At 66.7% G+C, this 16643-nt stretch carries 15 protein-coding genes, 1 tRNA gene and 1 other RNA gene; 8 read left to right on the top strand and 9 right to left on the bottom strand.

What is annotated here, in order from left to right; all coding sequences use genetic code 11:
• Positions 1 to 219: 219 nt before the first annotated feature.
• From VFC51_14330 to VFC51_14320, 3 genes are all read left to right on the top strand, one after another.
• Positions 220 to 1998 (top strand): thiamine pyrophosphate-requiring protein, encoded by a 1779-nt coding sequence (locus tag VFC51_14330; GenBank protein HZT08200.1) that lies wholly within the window; start codon positions 220 to 222, stop codon positions 1996 to 1998.
• Positions 1999 to 2061: 63 nt separating this feature from the next.
• The gene (locus VFC51_14325; GenBank protein ID HZT08199.1) at positions 2062 to 3357 is read left to right on the top strand and encodes an MFS transporter; all 1296 of its coding nucleotides are present in this window, start codon (positions 2062 to 2064) and stop codon (positions 3355 to 3357) included.
• Between the two features lie 66 nt (positions 3358 to 3423).
• Positions 3424 to 3654, top strand: coding sequence for a hypothetical protein (locus VFC51_14320; GenBank protein HZT08198.1), 231 nt, complete (start codon positions 3424 to 3426; stop codon positions 3652 to 3654).
• Between the two features lie 65 nt (positions 3655 to 3719).
• On the opposite strand, the gene VFC51_14315 is transcribed toward VFC51_14320, so the two are convergent.
• On the bottom strand, positions 3720 to 4892 hold the full coding sequence (locus tag VFC51_14315) for an acyl-CoA dehydrogenase family protein (GenBank protein HZT08197.1): 1173 nt from the start codon (positions 4890 to 4892) through the stop codon (positions 3720 to 3722).
• Positions 4893 to 5064: 172 nt separating this feature from the next.
• Positions 5065 to 5388 carry a cupin domain-containing protein gene (locus VFC51_14310; GenBank protein ID HZT08196.1) on the bottom strand — a complete coding sequence of 108 codons (324 nt, stop codon included), beginning with the start codon at positions 5386 to 5388 and terminating at the stop codon, positions 5065 to 5067.
• Positions 5389 to 5515: 127 nt separating this feature from the next.
• Between VFC51_14310 and VFC51_14305 the strand changes: the two genes are divergently transcribed.
• Both VFC51_14305 and VFC51_14300 read left to right on the top strand, forming a co-directional pair.
• Entirely contained in the window at positions 5516 to 6403 is an 888-nt protein-coding gene (locus VFC51_14305; GenBank protein HZT08195.1) for an MBL fold metallo-hydrolase, read from the top strand.
• An 80-nt stretch (positions 6404 to 6483) separates the two neighbouring features.
• Complete coding sequence (locus VFC51_14300) at positions 6484 to 8208, top strand: ABC transporter substrate-binding protein (GenBank protein HZT08194.1); 1725 nt, start codon at positions 6484 to 6486, stop codon at positions 8206 to 8208.
• Here the strand turns inward: VFC51_14300 and VFC51_14295 are convergent.
• The 5 genes from VFC51_14295 to VFC51_14275 all read right to left on the bottom strand — a co-directional run bounded on the left by VFC51_14295 (position 8135) and on the right by VFC51_14275 (position 12497).
• Entirely contained in the window at positions 8135 to 8692 is a 558-nt protein-coding gene (locus tag VFC51_14295) for an ABC transporter substrate-binding protein (GenBank protein HZT08193.1), read from the bottom strand. The genes VFC51_14300 and VFC51_14295 overlap by 74 nt on opposite strands.
• Before the next feature lie 223 nt (positions 8693 to 8915).
• Positions 8916 to 10181: a hydroxylase gene (locus VFC51_14290; GenBank protein ID HZT08192.1), complete on the bottom strand. Its 1266-nt coding sequence runs from the start codon at positions 10179 to 10181 to the stop codon at positions 8916 to 8918.
• A 408-nt stretch (positions 10182 to 10589) separates the two neighbouring features.
• Positions 10590 to 10883 carry a hypothetical protein gene (locus tag VFC51_14285; GenBank protein ID HZT08191.1) on the bottom strand — a complete coding sequence of 98 codons (294 nt, stop codon included), beginning with the start codon at positions 10881 to 10883 and terminating at the stop codon, positions 10590 to 10592.
• A 190-nt stretch (positions 10884 to 11073) separates the two neighbouring features.
• Positions 11074 to 11154 (bottom strand) — tRNA-Leu (locus tag VFC51_14280).
• Positions 11155 to 11402: 248 nt separating this feature from the next.
• Entirely contained in the window at positions 11403 to 12497 is a 1095-nt protein-coding gene (locus VFC51_14275; protein ID HZT08190.1) for an LLM class flavin-dependent oxidoreductase, read from the bottom strand.
• A gap of 195 nt (positions 12498 to 12692) precedes the next feature.
• Here VFC51_14275 and VFC51_14270 point away from each other — a divergent pair, with 195 nt between their 5' ends.
• A complete protein-coding gene (locus VFC51_14270) occupies positions 12693 to 13979 on the top strand; it encodes an MFS transporter (protein ID HZT08189.1) in 1287 nt (428 codons plus the stop codon).
• A 78-nt stretch (positions 13980 to 14057) separates the two neighbouring features.
• On the opposite strand, the gene VFC51_14265 is transcribed toward VFC51_14270, so the two are convergent.
• The gene (locus tag VFC51_14265) at positions 14058 to 14828 is read right to left on the bottom strand and encodes a class II aldolase/adducin family protein (GenBank protein HZT08188.1); all 771 of its coding nucleotides are present in this window, start codon (positions 14826 to 14828) and stop codon (positions 14058 to 14060) included.
• Between the two features lie 216 nt (positions 14829 to 15044).
• An RNA gene (gene rnpB / locus VFC51_14260) (RNase P RNA component class A) lies at positions 15045 to 15343 on the bottom strand.
• A 68-nt stretch (positions 15344 to 15411) separates the two neighbouring features.
• Here rnpB and VFC51_14255 point away from each other — a divergent pair.
• On the top strand, positions 15412 to 15894 hold the full coding sequence (locus VFC51_14255) for a hypothetical protein (protein HZT08187.1): 483 nt from the start codon (positions 15412 to 15414) through the stop codon (positions 15892 to 15894).
• Positions 15895 to 16053: 159 nt separating this feature from the next.
• The coding region (locus VFC51_14250; protein HZT08186.1) for an IMP dehydrogenase at positions 16054 to 16643 on the top strand (590 nt) is incomplete at its 3' end.

Below are 16643 nucleotides of genomic sequence, written 5' to 3'. Positions count from 1 at the left end.
TCGGCGGATCAAAGGGCCACCATTCCCGATAGCGCTCCATCCCCGCCCCCGATGCGAACTGCGCCGATTCATACAGCGCCGCGACGTACCGTGCATAGCGCTCCCGCCCGGGGTGTATAGGATCTGTCGGTCCCCGCACAGATTGACTTTCTCTCCCCCACGTGTTACCAGTGACCCTGTGCAATGAACGCGTTCCCAAATCCGTAAGGGGAAAACGATATGGCACGCGCAGAGACCATAAAGGGGACTGACGAGCGATGGGGCGAGTACGGCGCCGACAACTACGCCGACGCGCTCATCGGCTCGATGAAGCTCGGCGGCATCGACCATCTCTTCTTTAACTCCGGGACCGAGATCGGCTTCTACCAGGAGAGCATCGCGAAGGCGGAGGAGCGAGGCTGGCCCACCCCTCGCCTGCTGACCGTACCCCACGAGGCCGCCGCCCTGAACGCGGCCCTGGGCGTCAGCATGGTGACCGGTCAGCCGTCGGCCACGGCCGTGCACGTGGACGTCGGCCTGCAGAACTTCGGCGGCGCGATTCATACCGCCATCCGGGGCTCCTACCCCGTGCTCATCATGTCGGGCGCCGCCCCGCGCGCCTACCCCGAGTCGATGCCCGGGGGGCGCAATAGCGACATCCACTGGGTGCAGGAGCCACGCGACCAGGGGGAGATCGTCCGGCAGTACACGAAGGTCGACCATCGCCTGGAATACCAGGACAACCCCGGCTTGATCGTGAGCCGCCTGCTCCAGGTCGCTATGAGCGAACCCAAGGGTCCGGTCTACATGGCCGTCCCGCGCGAGGTGGCCCTCATCCCCCTGCCGGGGATGGCGCGCTTCCCCACACGCGACGATCTCGGGGTCGCGCGCGCCACGTGGCCGGACCCGGCAGACGCGCGAACGGTCGCCCAATGGCTGATCCACGCCGACAATCCGGGCATCTACGTCGGACGTTCCGGACGTAATCCGCGCTCTGTCGAAGCGCTGGTGCGGCTTGCCGAGTTACTGGCCCTCCCGGTGATGGAGCGCGCCGCCGATCGGCTGAACTTCCCGCGCACTCATCCGTTGTTTGGCACGGGACCGCTGCCCACCGAGGCGGACGTCCTCCTCATTATCGAGTCCCTGACCGCGTACGCGCCGCCAGACCTGCCGCCGCCGACGGCGAAGATCGCGCGGGTCAGCATCGATCCCGTCTACTCGCAGCACAAGACCATCGAGTACCGCGCGGACATGTGGCTTCCCGTCGACGCCGGGGCTGCGGCTCAGGCGATCTACGACGCGGCCACGAGTATGTTGACGAAGAGCGACATGGGCCGTATCGCAGACCGCCGCGCGCGGCTCGAGCAGCGCAAGGCGGCCATCGAGGCGGAGTGCGAGGAGAGCGCGCTCCGCGCCGGCCAGCGCAAGCCGCTCCACCCGCGCTGGGTCGCCTACCAACTCGGAAAGATCCTCGAGCCCGACGCCGTTCTCCTCGACGACTCCCTCAGCAACGGCGTCCACGTTCAAGCGTTTAATAAGCGGAGCCAGCCAGGCACCTATTTCAAGAGCGGCGGCTCGTCAGGCGGCTGGGGCGCCGGCGCGGCGTTCGGCGCCAAGCTCGGGCGACCTGACCGCGATGTCGTGCTCGCATCGGGCGATGGCTTCTTCATGTACGGCAGCCCGATCGAGGCGATGTGGTCCGCGGAGCACTACAAGGCCCCGTTCCTCTCCCTCGTCTTCGTGAATCGGTCGTACTCCACCGGCACCCGAGGGGTGAAGACGACCTTCCCGGATGGGACGATCGTTCGCACGAAGAACTTCGAGGGCGGGGTGTTCGATCCGCCGCCTGATTTCGCCAAGATGGCCGAGGCGGCGAACTGCTACGGAGAGACGGTGCGTGAGCCCGAGGAGGTCGGCCCAGCGCTCCAGCGGGCGCTGGAGCAGACGCGCAAGGGTACACCAGCCCTGGTTGCCGCGTGGCTGCCCACTCTGGTGGAGGAGATGGAGCGCGAGGCCTGATCTGGCATACAACGCCCGGCGCCCCCTCCTCCGGATAGGGGGAGGGGGCGTCCTGTGTCCGAGATGCGTGTTGAAAACGAATTGAACGAGGCGACTCCGGTCGCGAGGCGCGGCCCGCTCGGATCTCTCGCGCAGATCCGCGCCTTTCAGGCGCTCCAGAGCCGCGAGTTCCGCCTCCTGTGGCTGGGACAATTCACCACGGCCATGGGTCAGTGGATGGATCAGGTCGCCCGCGGCTGGCTCCTGTACGATCTCACGGGGTCTCCCTTTCAGCTCGGTCTGGTGGGCGTCCTCCGGATCTTCCCCCTCATCTTCCTCTCCCCCATCGCGGGCACGCTCGCCGATCGCTACGGCCGCAAGACGCAGCTCATCGCTGCGCAGAGCGCAAACGCCGTGGCGAACGCCGTGCTCGGTTTGCTGATCCTCCGGGGCGGCGTCGAGCCCTGGCACGTCTATACGACGGGGCTGATCGCGGCCACGGTGCAGGTGTTCCAGAACCCGGCCCGTCAGGCAATGGTGCCGGAGTCCGTGGATCGCGCGCATCTCACTCACGCCATCGGGCTCAACTCCCTCGCGTTCAACATCAGCCGAAGCCTCGGCCCCGCCGTCGCAGGCGCCATCATCGCCCTCGTGGGCCCCGGCGGGTCCTATCTCGGCCAGGCAGGCGTGTTTCTCCTGTCCACCGTGTGGACGGTCCAGCTCCGGTTACCCAATCGTTCGCCGGCGAGCCGGGCGCGATGGACGGAGCGACCGCCGGAATCTTTCTTTCAGAGCACTGTCGACGGGTGGCGCTACGCCGCCGGTCACACGACCATCCGCAGCGGCCTCACGGTCGCGGTCGTCATCTCCCTCTTTGGATTCTCGGTCAACAGCCTTCTCCCCGTGTTTGCCAAGGACGTGCTGCGCGCGGGGCCAACCGGTCAGGGGCTTCTGCTCACTGCGATGGGGATCGGCGCCGTGGTCAGCGCGTTGCTGGTGGCGTCCATCGGCGACGACCTTCCCAAGGGCGTCGTGATGGTGAGCGGGGTCGCCGTGTACGGGCTCGCGAATGTCGGCTTTTCGGCGTCGCACTGGCTGCCGCTCTCCATGCTCTTGATGCTCGTCGTGGGAAGCTGTAACGTGGCGGCGAACACACTGAACCAGACCGTGCTCCAGGCGGTGTCGGCCCCGGAGATGCGCGGTCGGGTGATGGGCCTCTACCAGCAACAACAGATCCTGATTGCGCTCGGCGGACTCGCCGCCGGAGCCTTCGCGACGCAGTGGGGAGCCCAGAGCACGGTGGCGTGGTTCGGCGTGGCCTGCGTACTCGGGGCAACGGCCGTATTCGTCGCGCTCCCGCACGTGCGCACGATTCGCTAGCTGACCATCGACGACGAGGGGCGGGTTAACACGCTGAGCCTCGCCGACTACAAGCTGCCGACCCAGATGGATGCGGTACCGCTGCGGACGATCCTGGTCCCCACGACGATCGGGCCGGGGCCATTCGGCGCGAAGGCCGTCGGCGAGACTATTAACGCGGGCGTTCATCCGGCGATCGTGAACGCCGTCCGCGACGCCGTCGGGGTTCGCATCAAGACGTATCCCGTGACGGCGGAGCGCGTCTACGATGCGCTGCAGGCGCAGGCGAAAGCGGAGCCAGGAATCAGTCGAACGTAGCGCCCGGATACGCGCTGCGCAGCGGAGTCACTGACCCGCGAGCGCGCCCGCCGAACATGCCGCGCCTACGGCATGCCGAGGCCGAGCCCGAAGTAGTACTGGCCGGTCTTCTCCCACCACACGGGCGACACGACGAGGTGTTGGCTCGCCGTGTGAATATCGCGCATGATCTGCTCCAGAGGGCTGCCCTGATAGATGGGTGTCGTCCCGGCCAGCGCAAACATCATTTCCACGACTCGCGGACACGTCGTGCCGGCGTGGGCGCACGCCAGTCGCCGCCGCGCTTCGAGATCGTCGGGCACGGCGCCGCTGTTCGTGACAGAATCCATCAGGTCACGCGCCACCGCGTAGAGGTACGCCGAGGTCGATTGCAGCATCGCCTCGGCCCGCGCGACTTCCGCATGGATCGTCGACCGCGTGGCCAGCCCCGTCTGGCTCAGGGTCGGCGTCTTCCCTTTGGCGATCTCCACGAACGCGTCGATGGCGGCCCGCGCGATGCCGAGCAGGACCGACGTCAAGGACATGCTGTAGAGCGGCAGGATCCCCAGCCGGTAGAGGGGACCGGCGACCTGGGGTTGCTGGGTAAAGAGCGGAAACGTCCGCCGCGCCGGTACGAACGCGTCCTCGACCGCGAAATCCGTGCTGCCGGTGCCGCGGAGACCGAGGGAGTGCCACGTGTCTAGGACCTCGACCTCCGACGGGCGCACGAACATGGCGTGGAGGTCGGGAGCTCCATCCGGCCCCATACGCGGCGCGTCTCCGTCGAAGATCAGGGCCGTGCTGCTAATCCAGTCGGCGTGGTGGCAGCCGCTCCCGAGCGGCCACCGGCCCGTCAATCGGTAACCGCCTTCCACCGGGATGGCTCGGCCCCGAGGAATGACGGAGCCGGGGAACGTCACGTTCGGGCCGCCGGCGTAGAGCTCCTTGGCGCCATCCGAGGGCGCGTGCGCGGCGAGGACCGCTCCCGTCGCCAGATTGGCAAAGGTCCAGCCGGTTGCCCCATCCACGCGGGCAATCTCTTCGACCGCCGCCATGAATGCCGGAAGTTCGACCTCGTGGCCGCCGAACTCTCGCGGCGCCCACAGGGTGAATAGCTCCGCTTCGCGCAACGCGCGAACGATGGGATCGGGCAAGCGTCGGTCCGCTTCACCCGCGCCGCGATGCTCCTCGACGACGGGAAGGACGTGCGCGAGCTTCTCGCGTATGGATTCGCGGTCGTGCCCAGTCGCTGTGGTCATCTTGACTCCCACTCAGCCAGCGTATCAGGGAATCGCTGGCCACTCATGTCGTTGGCCGCGGTTCGCGGCCGGCGTCATTATGCTTGGCGCTGGCCCGCAAGTCCTTGCGAAGATTAACGCGCTCCGCGCGTTTCACGCGCACGGCGGAAGTCCTGCACTACGTGCATGGAGGTCATGGAATCGGAACGAAGTCGTATGTGTCGGGCCCTTGGATGTTGAGGAATGTGGCTGACTCCGTCCCTGCGTTGGTGACGTGGTGCGGGCGACCGGCTCGGACCGTGTACGTCTGCCCGGGCCCGAGGCGCACCTCCTCGTCGGGGTCGCGCAGGAAAATACGGACCTCGCCCTCGACCACGTACACGATGTCCTGCGCACGCCGGTGAAGGTGCCACGGGATTGACTGGTCCGGTCTAATCTGCAGCTCCTGGAGGCGAAGGTTGGGCCGCTCGACGTAGACCGCCCGCCGCTCGACCTGGTAGGGAGGGACCGAAGACATGGGAAGTTTCTCACGGCAGAGATTGGGGCTCGCGGTTCCAGTATATCGGGGGGGCGCGATCGCATTTTCGTGCGTGGCCGCAGGCGTGATACGATGGTTCACCGATCTTCCATCGGTGGAGGGATGCGTGCGAATCGCGCTGAGCTGCGCCTACGTCCTTGCGACAATCGTCTTCTGCGGGGTCACGCCTCGACCCGTTGTCGCGCAGGAGGCGCCGGCGGATGAGCCGGTCCAGGTGGCCGACGGCGTCTACTACTTCCTGAGCCAGGGCTACATCTCGCTGTTCGTTGTCACTCCCGACGGCGTCATTGCCACCGACCCGAGCGGGCTCGCTGGGCCCGAGCGGCCGCTGGCGTATAAGCGGGCCATCGCTTCGGTCACCGACCAGCCAGTTCGTTACGTCGTGTACAGCCATGACTCGGCGGACCATACGACCGGCGGCGATGTGTTTGCCGACACGGCGACCTTTGTCGGGCATCGCCTCGGCGTGCCGAAGATCGCCGCGCGCAACGATTCCCGGACGCCCGTGCCGACCCTCGTCGTGGATGACCACGAAACGCTGACGCTCGGGGGAACCAGCGTCGAGCTGTATTACACGGGGCGAAATCACACGGACAACAGCCTGGTCCTGCTGGTTCCTGATCGACGCGTCCTCTTCGCGGTGGACTTCATCCCGGTCCATTCCCTTCTGTTTCGAGACCTCCCCGATTACTACGTGGGTGACCTGGCCGAATCTCTGCGCTGGGTGGACGAGAACCTGGATTTCGATATTCTGGTCCCTGGCCATCCGCCCGTCGGCGGAACGAAAGATACCGTTCGAGAGGTGCGCGAATACGTGGCTGACCTGACGAGCGCCATCCAGCGAGCGCGGGCGAACGGGCTCGCCGACAACTCCGACGGGATGGTAGCCGCGGTGCGCGGGGAGCTGGAGCCCAAATACGGGGAGTGGCAGAACTTCAGCGCCTGGCTGCCGCTGAACATTGCGGGATTCATTCGCGGGTGGGAGGAGCAGTAGGAGCGTCCCGCCCTGGCGCGTCTGCCTTGGTTCGCCTCAGCCCCTGGGCGAACCGGACATCAGTGCGGAGGAAGAGACCCATGCGCGCTCGTATTCGCTTGCAGTCGGCGGTAGGGCTCGTCGTCGTGGTGATGTTGACCGCGTGCCAGCAGTCCGCGCTGACGCGGCCGGGCGCTGCCGAGAAAAACCCCTCCGCTCCCTCAGCGGCGTCCGCGCCAATTCGTGTCATCGCTGTGATCATGGGTGACCCGCCGCACTTCGAGGGGCGTTTCAACCCCAATCTCGGCTCGGTCCCCGGCCTTGACACGCTGGAAGAGATGGTGAACGCCGGCATGGCCAACTTCAACCAGAACGGGGAGCTGCGGCCGCAACTGGCGACGGAGGTGCCCAGCCTGGACAATGAGCTGTGGAAGCTGCTTCCCGACGGCCGCATGGAGACCACGTGGAAGATTCGGCCGGGAGCCGTCTGGCACGATGGTTCTCCCTTCACCGCTGATGATCTCCAGTTCACGGTTGCGCTGGGTCAGGACTCGGATCTGGCGGGCTTCGGCAACGCGATCTATCCCCTGATCGAATCGACCGCCGTTCGAGACGCGAGCACGTTCGTCACCACCTGGACTGGACCGTTTGTCGGGGCGGACACGCTCTTCACCCGCACCCGGGGTCTGCCGCTTCCCAAGCACATTCTCGAAGGGCCCTATACGAAGGACAAGACATCGTTTCGCGACCTGCCGTATTGGAGCGACGAGTTCGTGGGAACCGGCCCATACAAGCTGCGGGAGCTGGTTCGGGGGAGCCACGCGATCTTCGACGCCAACGATGCGTACGTGCTGGGCCGCCCGAAGATCGACGTCGTCGAAGTGAAGTTCGCGCCGGACGCCAACACGATGATCACCACGCTCCTCTCGGGCGCTGCGGAGATCACCTTCGGCGCCCGCATCTCCATCGACCAGGCGCTCCAGATCCAAGACTCGTGGTCCGACGGCTCCGTAATCTTCAATCCTGGCGGCTGGCTCGTGGCCATGCCGCAGTTCATCGATCCCACGCCGCGGCTCCTTCTCGACGTACGCCTGCGCCGGGCGCTGCTGCACGCCATCAACCGTCAAGTCATCGTGGACGATCTGCTCTATGGCAAGACCCAGATCGACGAGGCGCCAATCTCGCCCGTCGACAAGGATTTCAAAGACGTGCAGTCGGCGATCGTCCACTACCCCTACGACCCGGACCGAGTCACGCAGCTCATGACGGAGCTGGGTTACACCCGCGGGTCGGGCGGCATGTTCCTCGACACCTCCGGGAGCCGTCTGACGATCGAGGCGCGCACGAACAATCAGCTCGACACCCAGGTCAAGGCGGCAGAGATCGTGACCGACATGTGGAAGAAGGCCGGTTTCGACATCAACGAGGTCGTCTACGGGCAGCAGCGGGTTGCGGATCGCGAATACCGCAACACGCGACCGGCCTTCGAGATCCTCGGGTTCAATCTCCCGGCGGAGTCGTTCGCGCTCTACCACAGCAGAGAGATCCCGACCGCCGATCGGAACTGGTTTGGCCAGAATCGAACCCGCTACAGCAACCCGGACTACGACGCCCTGGTGGACGAGTACTTTGTGACCATCCCGCGGCCGGCCCGGATGGACGTGCTACGAAAGATCATCCACCTGTACACAGACCAGCTCGTTCTCCTGCCGTTGGCCTATACGACAAACCACGTGGCCGTCGGGAATCGGTTTAAGAACGTGACGGGTCGAGGGACGGACAACACCGAGGGCTGGAACGCCGAGCAGTGGGAATACTCGAAGTAAAAACCGTTTCGATGTCCTGGCTTTCGTTGAGGATCTGAAGGTGAAGATCGTGGCCGGCGCCGTTGTGGACGAGCCCGTCCGCGCTGTTGGTCCATCCCGCATCGCGAAGGAGCGCCTCTGATCGCGCCGGATCGTACGCGTACTTCGTAACCGCCCGGTCGACCGCCGCCCAGGCCTGGTCCTCGAGGGGAAGCCAGAAGTACAGCGGCTCTGACTTACCCGCGTAGAGGCCATCCACGATGGCCTGGCGATCGAAGGCATAAGCGGATCGACGCGCGCCGGACCCTCCGCCGAACGCGCGGTCGAACTGGGCGGGCTCCGTCGAGAAGCCGATGACGAGCTGGCGCTGCGTCGCCGACGCGCCGGCCGGAGCGGCGGTCGCGCTGGACCTCGCCTGGGGCGAAGAGGTTGGCGACGAGCAAGCCCCCAGGGCCAGCCCCGCCAGGGCGACGGAAGCCACGACCCCCCTGATCACTGCATACATCGGCGCTCCATGTTGACGCGATGGCGGCTGGCGCCACGCGGAGATTCGGCCGAGTCTATCCGGGAACGCCGGCCGGTCCCAGCGCTCGACCGGACCCTCATGGGCGGCGGACCAGCGAGCGCCCCGGTTCGCGCGAACTCTGGCGCCCCATGAAGCGGACGCACGCGCGTACGTTGCTTGGGGCTGCCCCATCGTCGGATCGACGATGTTTCGGAAGCTGCCGTTAGGGGGAGGAGGGCGGAGGCGTCTCGCGGCGCGCGCCGGACTGGCCCAGCAAGATCGCGCCCACGGTGAAGTAGTGTTCCGGGTTCATCTGGATGTGCTGTGATGCCGCGTGCGCGTCGCGCAGGCAGCGGTCGAGCGCGGATTTGGCGTACACGGCGCTGCTTCCGCCCGCCCGGTGCATCATCTCCGTGGCCCTTAGGCTGCTCTCGCCGGCGTGGACGAGCGCGAGCCTTACGCGCGCGAGCTCGAGATCGCTCGCCGCGCCGTGCTCCAGTATGGACGCCCAGGCCTTTCGGGTCGCATCCAGGAGAAAGGCGCGCGCGGCCAGGACCAGCGCTTCGGCCTGGGCGACCTGGAGCTGCGCGAGCGGTCGGTCCCGCAGGAGCGTTCGTGAGCGGCCCGCGGGCACCTTGCCGCCGGCCAGATCGACGAAGGCCTCGATCGCGTGCCGGGCGATCCCCAACGCGACCGCCGCGAAGGCCACGCCGTGCAGGTTGCCCTCCGCGAGAAACGGTCGGCGATACAGTGGACCGTCAACGCGGCCGGTCGTGCGGAGCAAATCGAACCCGTAGCCGTGGGGAACGAAGAGGTCCCGAACCGTGAAGTCCTGACTGCCCGTTCCGCGGAGCCCGCCGGTATGCCAGGTGTCCAGGATCTCCGCGTCCTCGGCGCGGAAGAACAGGAGGAGTCGCTCCGGGTTCTCGTCCGAGCCCGATCGCGGCTGATCGCCGTCGGCGATCACGCAGCCGCCGCAGAGCCAGTCCGCCTGGTGGATGCCGCTGGCAAAGCTCCAGCGGCCGGTCACCCGGTAGCCACCATCCACGACGACGGCGCGGCCGGTCGGGCCGAAGCTGCTGGCGATGATCACGTCCGGGTCTCGTCCCCAGATGGTGCGGGCTGCCTCCTCCGTCAAGTACGCGCCGAAGGAGCCATGGGTGATGCCGACGAGGAAGTTCCACCCGACGGAGCCATCCAGCGCGGCAATGGACTCGAGGAGCGTGATCACGGTTTCCGGGTCCGCTTCGAGCCCCCCGAGCTCGCGGGGCATCCAGAGTCGCAAGAGGCCGGAGGCGCGAAGGGCCGCGACGAGGGGCTTCGCCAAGCGCCGGTCGCGCTGGTCGGCGTCGCAATGCGCAGCCACCAGTGGCGCCAGCGCCGCGACGGCGCTCGTCAGATCGCGTTCGCTCGGGGGCTGCATGCTTCTCGGTGGGTCCTTGCGCGCCCGACCGGCGTTCCGGTCGTCTCTGGTCTGCGTCTGCCTCATTGGTCGCCTCCGCTGGACGTCGGGGCACGCGTCGTTTGGTCCAGCAGCCCAGGATAAGCGGAACCAGTCGGGACGGCAACCGGCTGGGGACACACGACCTTGCACAACGTTCCGCCGAGACGGAAATCCGGGAACTGTTGAACGGCCAGGCGCTGCCTTCGTTCTGGGATTGTGAGACTGGGGCCCTGACCCGTGTGGAAGCGGTAATGCTGCCCCATGAGCCGTGCCGAGTATCTCACCTTAGTCCTTGGGCGATAGCCCGGCCCCGGAACCTCTGTTCCTCGACCCGATACGAGTCGTAGCGGGCATCGTTCGCGGACCGCGCAGACAGTCAGCCTTGACGCGCCCGCCCCATTGCCTGCTGCATCCGCTCGGACGCGTCCCGGAGCCCGTCGCCCATCGCCTGCTTCAACGCCATGTTGATGAGTCCGCCGGTTGCCAGGTCGACGGCTCGGGGAGCGAGCCTTCCAGGGCCTGCTTCCACAGGCCATCGAGCTTGTCTTTCATCTCGGCGCGGGACCTCGCCGCCATCTTGCGCCGATCGGGCTTCCCGGCCGGTCGGGCGCCGAGGGGGAGGGAACCGATCCACAAGCCGTCCGACCGCTGGTAGAACGAGCCAACATGGTGGGCGCGCTTGCCGCCAGTCTGCTTGCGCTTGGGGCGTATTGGAGAGTCGGAGGAGGCATTCGCAACACGGGTCACGTGGGCCACCTCCGCAATCAGTTGGTCTACCGCGCCCCCCGGCGTGCGCCGGTTGCGGGGGCGTTCCATGTGCGGATGAAGCGGTTTCTTGGGCTGGATGTCCGACGGTCCACTCGCGCAGGCCAAAGGCGGTCGAGGGGGGGCAAATCCGGCACGGCTCGAGCAAATTTCGGTACAGGAACAGGAGCGGTGCCGGGAGTGGGACTCGAACCCACACGCCTTTCGGCCGCGCTTTTTAAGAGCGCTGCGTCTGCCGTTCCGCCATCCCGGCTGAGAATGGTCCATTGGATTCATCGCGAGATAATGACTGGTACCTTTGGGAATGACCCGGGAGGGGTTGCCGGTCGTGACAACAATGATGACAGTAACGGGCGCCGATACCGCTGATTTTTCCGCGCATGAGCCCTGAGTATATCCGGCCGCCGGCGCGGGTCCTGGCCCCGTCAACACCCCGAACCTGAACCTCCGCCCGCCCCTCGCGGAATCGTGGCACGTCTCTTCGCATAGGCTCCGCGTCGACTACGCTTCCGCCGCGACACCCTTGAACGCGGGGATGACCTCCCGGCCGAACAGCTCGATGGATCGGTCAACCAAACCTTTCGGCATCCGGCCGATCTGGTGGTTGGCGCAGAACAGATCGTAGCCCAGCCGGCGTTGCCCGGCCTCGAGCTGTCTCACCACGGTCTCCGGACTCCCGACGAGCGCCAGCCCATGCTCGATGTTGAACTCGTAGCTCCGGGCAGCCTCGGCCATGGTCGCGGCGCGCGCCACCGCGTCGGGCTTCTCGCTGTCCGCGCCCATCCCGCGCGGATGGCTTCCCCACCCGATCCGCGTGCCGGCGATGGGGCCGCCGCCCACCCGCACCGTGCCGGTGGCAAGGTACTGGCGCGCTTGCTCGTGGGCCTTCTCGTCGGTCTCGGCCACGTGGACCTGGCGCATCAGAAAGATGCGCGGCATCGGCCCGGAGTGTCCGCTTTCGTGCCACACCTTGCGGTAGAGATTGAACTTCCGCTCGACCACCTCGTCGGTGTCGAGGTTCTTGGCGATGTTGTAGTTGTGGCGCGCCGCGTACTCGACGGAGCTCTCGCTGTGCACGGCCGCCCAGATGGGCGGATGCGGCCGCTGGTAGGGCTTGGGCCGGGGAATCACCTCGTCGAGGTGGAAGTACTTGCCGTCGTATGTGACCTCGTCCTGCGTCCAGGCCATCTTCACGATGGTCAGCACTTCCTCCGCCATGCTCGCCCGCTCGTAATAGTTCACGCCCCAGCGGAGAAACTCGTGCTCGTGGACGCCGGTCCCCGTCCCGAACTCGACGCGGCCGTGGGAAAGCTGGTCGAGCATGGCCACCTCTTCCGCCAGCCGGATGGGGTGGTAGAAGGGAAGCTGCCAGATCATCGCGCCGAACCGCAGCCGACTCGTGGCGCGCGCCACCGCCGTCAGATAGACCGATGGGGCGGTGATGGTCCCGGCGCTCTGATGCTCGATGACAAAATACGAGTGCCATCCCAGCTCTTCGATGCGCTGGGCCAGCCGAATGTGCTCCTCGTATACGTCGGCGACGTCGGCGCTGCTCTCCGCGGACGCAACCGCGTCCCATAGGGCGAAGTCGAGCATCTCGGCCTCCTCTTCGGTCGGACGTTCGCGCGGTTCGCCCGGGGGACCAGACCTGCGCCCGGTCCCGCGGTTCGACCGCTCCAGACCATAGCACGGTCGCGGGCGACCCGAAAAGCGACGCCGGCGGGGGCGTGGCTTCCCCCCATCTGGTAGGCTTCCGCCTACCACGCACATTCGATATCGAGCTGGAGGCGCATGTCCCGCGCCCGCGTCGTCGACCCCATCGGGTCGGCCTTCTCCGCCCTCGCCGTTCGCGACTTCCGATATCTCTTCGCCAGCAACTTCTCGAGCCAGATTGGCATCTGGATCCAGCAGGTGGCGCAGGGCTGGCTGGCCTTTCAGATCACCGGTTCCGCGACGTTTCTCGGACTGGTCGCCGCATCCCGCGCCATCCCGAATCTGCTCCTCACGCTTCCGGGCGGCGTCCTCGCCGATCGCTGGGACCGGCGCCGGATCATCGCGACAAGCCAGTTCGTGCTGATGGGCAATGCCCTCACGCTGTTCTTCCTCGTCACGACGGATCGCATCCAGCCCTGGCACCTCATGCTCATCGCCTGCGTGGGCGGCATCGCGGACTCGGCGAATATGCCGGCGCGGCAGTCCCTCGCCCCGCAGCTCGCCGGCCGCGCGCGGATCGCCAACGCGATCGCCCTCAACTCGATCTCCTTCAACATCTCGCGCATCCTGGGGCCGTCGCTCGCCGGACTGATCCTCGCGCAGTGGGGCATCGGCCCGTGCTACGCGGTCCAGGCCGGCCTGCTCGTCGTGGCGATGGGGTGGGTCACCCGCATCGGCCCCGCCGGTGGCAGGCTGGATCGGGACGAGCCGGACCGTGCTTCGATCTGGGCGAACCTCATCGAGGGTGTTCAGTACATCAAGACGTCCGCGCCCATCCGCGGCGTCATGGCCATCGCCATCATCCCGATCTACCTGGAGATCGTGTACTCGCAGCTCCTGCCTGTGTTCGCGGATGTGGTGCTCGACGTCGGCGGGCCCGGGTTGGCGAAGATGGTTACCGCGGTTGGAATTGGTTCGATGGTTGGCGCCTTCATCACTGCCGCGCTCAGCACTCACCCGCGGAAGGGCATGATCATGATGAGCGTCGGGATGTTCTCCGGCGTCGCCCTCATCGTCTTTGCCACGTCGCGCGCGATGCCCACGGCGCTCATCGCCCTCGCGGTGACCGGTCTGACGCAGGCCATCACCATGGCGATGGGCCAAACCATCGTGAACCTCATGGTGGCGAATCAGTTTCGCGGTCGGGTGATGGCGATCTACCAGATGCTGTGGAGCTCGTCGCCGCTCGCCATGGTGCCGGCGGGGTGGACGACTGACCACTTTGGTCCGTCGATCACCGTCCTAATTTCGGGCATCCTCGTCGTCGCGTTCTTCGCGGTCAGCTCCCGTCGGACCGGCGTCGTGCGGGACTTCAGCGAGCAAGCGTTTCGGCCACCCAGCCCCGCGCCGTCCGACGTTGGATAACAGACGGGCGCTCCGGGCGACCCGGTACCGGGATCTCGCGGAGCCGTGGCTGGCGCTCCCTCGAGCGTGAAGGCCGGGCTACCGGTGCGGCCCTCGGGGGCGTCGCCCGCCGCCATTGCGCGGGTCCGTCGGCTGGCGGGGGCCGGCGCCATCTCCCCGTCGCGGTCCGACGTTCGTTCCGCGCGATGGGGCTGTATGCGTCGGCGGCCGGCGTCCGGGCGCTCCGTCGCTCTTCGAGCGGTCTCGGTAAGGACTCAGCGAGTTCTGGCGTTCGTGCCATTCGCGCGCCGCTGGCTGCGCCTCTTCCCGCGAGAGGGTACGGAAGATCTGGACAACGCGGCACATCTCGTCCAGGAGCGACACCATATGAAGCGCGTCCTTCAGGTCGGCGCCGCGCGCGAATACTCCCTGCCCGCGGAGCGCGGCGACGCGATTCTCCCGCAGGGTCCGGGCGACGAGCTGCGCGACGTCGGACGACGTGATGGCGCGCTGCGAAATCAGCACGGGCGCGCTGCCGAGCATCTCCGCTCCCTCCCCGTTGGCCGGGGACAGGCGGTCTTCGACGAGCGCGAGGGCCATGGTGGCCGGCGGTCGAGCATAGATGACCGCGAGGGCATCGGTGCCTCGATAGATGGCCTGGTGGACGATCGCGTCGTCGGGCGCGTCTTCCGGGGCATCCCCATCGACGTCAAACTCGATGAGGTCCTCCGCGGCCAGCCGGCCCAGCATCGCGCCGCGTCGGGACATCGTCATCATTCCGTTGGTTCGCACGCTCATCGTTCCCGTGTGCGAGCTGACGAGCCCGGTTAGGAACATGTCGCGACCCAGGTCTCGGAACGTCTCGATCACAAACTCCTCCGCGGGTGCGGGTACCTGTGGATCGTCGATCTCCTAGGATACCCAAGTAGCAATTGGTCAACAATTGGCGCACGTCCCTTTCGGGTTGCGCCCCGCGAGCCAATTTGGCTGCGGTGCGGCCCAGCGGGCCGTTGGTCAGGTCAACGAGATAGGCGAGATACCGGCTGCGAAGGCGCGGGTCGCGTTGCACATCGGGCGTTCGGAATGGCGTGCGGGAGGAGAGTAAGCCAGATTCTGTTGGTGGCGACCATCTGTCTCGGAGCCACGAACGGCTCCGTCCGCGTGTAGCGGATGCCCCGCACCCTGGCCTCGGCGAGCAGCGTCATCAGCCATGCTTCGGGTTGCAGCGAGGGGGATTGCCCGTTTCACCGCCCGACATCGTCGGGACACTCGTCTCTGTGGCTCTAACCACCGGTTGCCCGGTCCTGGCTTGCGCCAGGCACTCTGCTCTGTGCTGTCTGGACTTTCCTCTCCGACGTGGTCGGAGCGGTCGCCCTTCCTCCCACACAGCCGCCCGATTGCTCAGGGGCTGGCGAAAGTATACCATGGCGGAAAATTCCCTCGGAGCACATGGATGTCGACGAATCTCGGGCCGCGCCTGCCGGACGCGCTGGTGAGGTACTTCTCTGGAAACGAGCTGCGTGCGAAGATGGGCGAGGCGTGCGTCTTGGTTACCCAGGGAGCTGACGGCTATCCCCACCCGATGATCGTCACACCGGGCGAGATCGTCGCCGGCGACCCGTCGACGATGCGGCTCGCCCTCTACGCCGAGTCGACCGCGTCCCGAAACCTGCGCGCCACGCCCCAGGCGACCCTCTGCCACGCCCAGGACGGCGCCGGATACTACGTGAAAGGTGACGTCGAGCCCTTCGCCACCGACGCTCCTGCGCTGAAGGGGCTTGCCGTGTTCACCTTCCGCCCGCGCCACGTGCTGCAGGACGCCGAGCCGGGCGCGCAGGTGACCTCGTCGTTTCGCTTCCACGACGACGCGGGCGAAGATGCGCGCCTAGCTCAGTGGGAGCCCGTCGTGAAGGCGCTGCGGGACAGCTTCGCCTGATTTCCCTGGGGTCCCCGCGCCGATCGGGGGCCGACTGCTCGTCATTTCCCAGTCGGCTGGCTTCCGCTGCCTGATATAATCGGTCATGCGACGGACGAGGCAACCAGGGCCTGGGCGCACCCCGCGAGGGCGGGGTGCGTTTTTCATATGGGGGTCGAAATGGCGGCGGTGAGCGACAGGTTTGCGCGCGAGGGGCTGACATTTGACGACGTGACCCTGGTGCCGGGCCGATCGTCCGTGCTGCCGACCGAAGTATCGACCGCGACCCACCTCACCCCCGAAATCGGGCTCCGTATCCCCATCGTTTCCGCTGCCATGGACACCGTCACGGAGGCGCGCCTGGCGATCGCGATGGCCCGCGAGGGGGGCATCGGCATCATCCATCGCAACTTCTCCATCGAGGAGCAGGCGCGCGAGGTCGATACGGTCAAGCGAAGCCAATCCGGCATGATCGTGGACCCGATCACCCTCGAGCCCAGCCGACCGTTGGCCGACGCCGTCGAGATCATGGAACGCTATCACATCAGCGGCGTGCCGATTACGGAAAATGGCAAGCTCGTCGGCATCCTGACGAATCGGGACATTCGCTTCCAGGTGGATCTCGATCAGGAAATCGGCGGCCTGATGACTCGCCAGGGCCTCATCACCGTGCCGCTCGGCACCACGTTGGAAGAGGCGAAAGAGATCCTGCACCGCCACCGCATCGAGAAGCTCCCCGTCGTGGATGAGGAGGGCCGACTGCGGGGCCT

The sequence above is a fragment of the Chloroflexota bacterium genome (assembly GCA_035652535.1).
Taxonomy (GTDB): domain Bacteria; phylum Chloroflexota; class UBA6077; order UBA6077; family SHYK01; genus DASRDP01.
This window is presented reverse-complemented; position numbering and strand designations above follow the sequence as displayed.

Coding starts and splice junctions, on each gene's coding strand:
- VFC51_14330 (HZT08200.1), top strand. CDS start 220: ATGGCACGCGCAGAGACCATAAAGGGGACTGACGAGCGATGGGGCGAG.
- VFC51_14325 (HZT08199.1), top strand. CDS start 2,062: ATGCGTGTTGAAAACGAATTGAACGAGGCGACTCCGGTCGCGAGGCGC.
- VFC51_14320 (HZT08198.1), top strand. CDS start 3,424: ATGGATGCGGTACCGCTGCGGACGATCCTGGTCCCCACGACGATCGGG.
- VFC51_14315 (HZT08197.1), bottom strand. CDS start 4,892: ATGACCACAGCGACTGGGCACGACCGCGAATCCATACGCGAGAAGCTC.
- VFC51_14310 (HZT08196.1), bottom strand. CDS start 5,388: ATGTCTTCGGTCCCTCCCTACCAGGTCGAGCGGCGGGCGGTCTACGTC.
- VFC51_14300 (HZT08194.1), top strand. CDS start 6,484: ATGCGCGCTCGTATTCGCTTGCAGTCGGCGGTAGGGCTCGTCGTCGTG.
- VFC51_14295 (HZT08193.1), bottom strand. CDS start 8,692: ATGTATGCAGTGATCAGGGGGGTCGTGGCTTCCGTCGCCCTGGCGGGG.
- VFC51_14290 (HZT08192.1), bottom strand. CDS start 10,181: ATGAGGCAGACGCAGACCAGAGACGACCGGAACGCCGGTCGGGCGCGC.
- VFC51_14275 (HZT08190.1), bottom strand. CDS start 12,497: ATGCTCGACTTCGCCCTATGGGACGCGGTTGCGTCCGCGGAGAGCAGC.
- VFC51_14270 (HZT08189.1), top strand. CDS start 12,693: ATGTCCCGCGCCCGCGTCGTCGACCCCATCGGGTCGGCCTTCTCCGCC.
- VFC51_14255 (HZT08187.1), top strand. CDS start 15,412: ATGTCGACGAATCTCGGGCCGCGCCTGCCGGACGCGCTGGTGAGGTAC.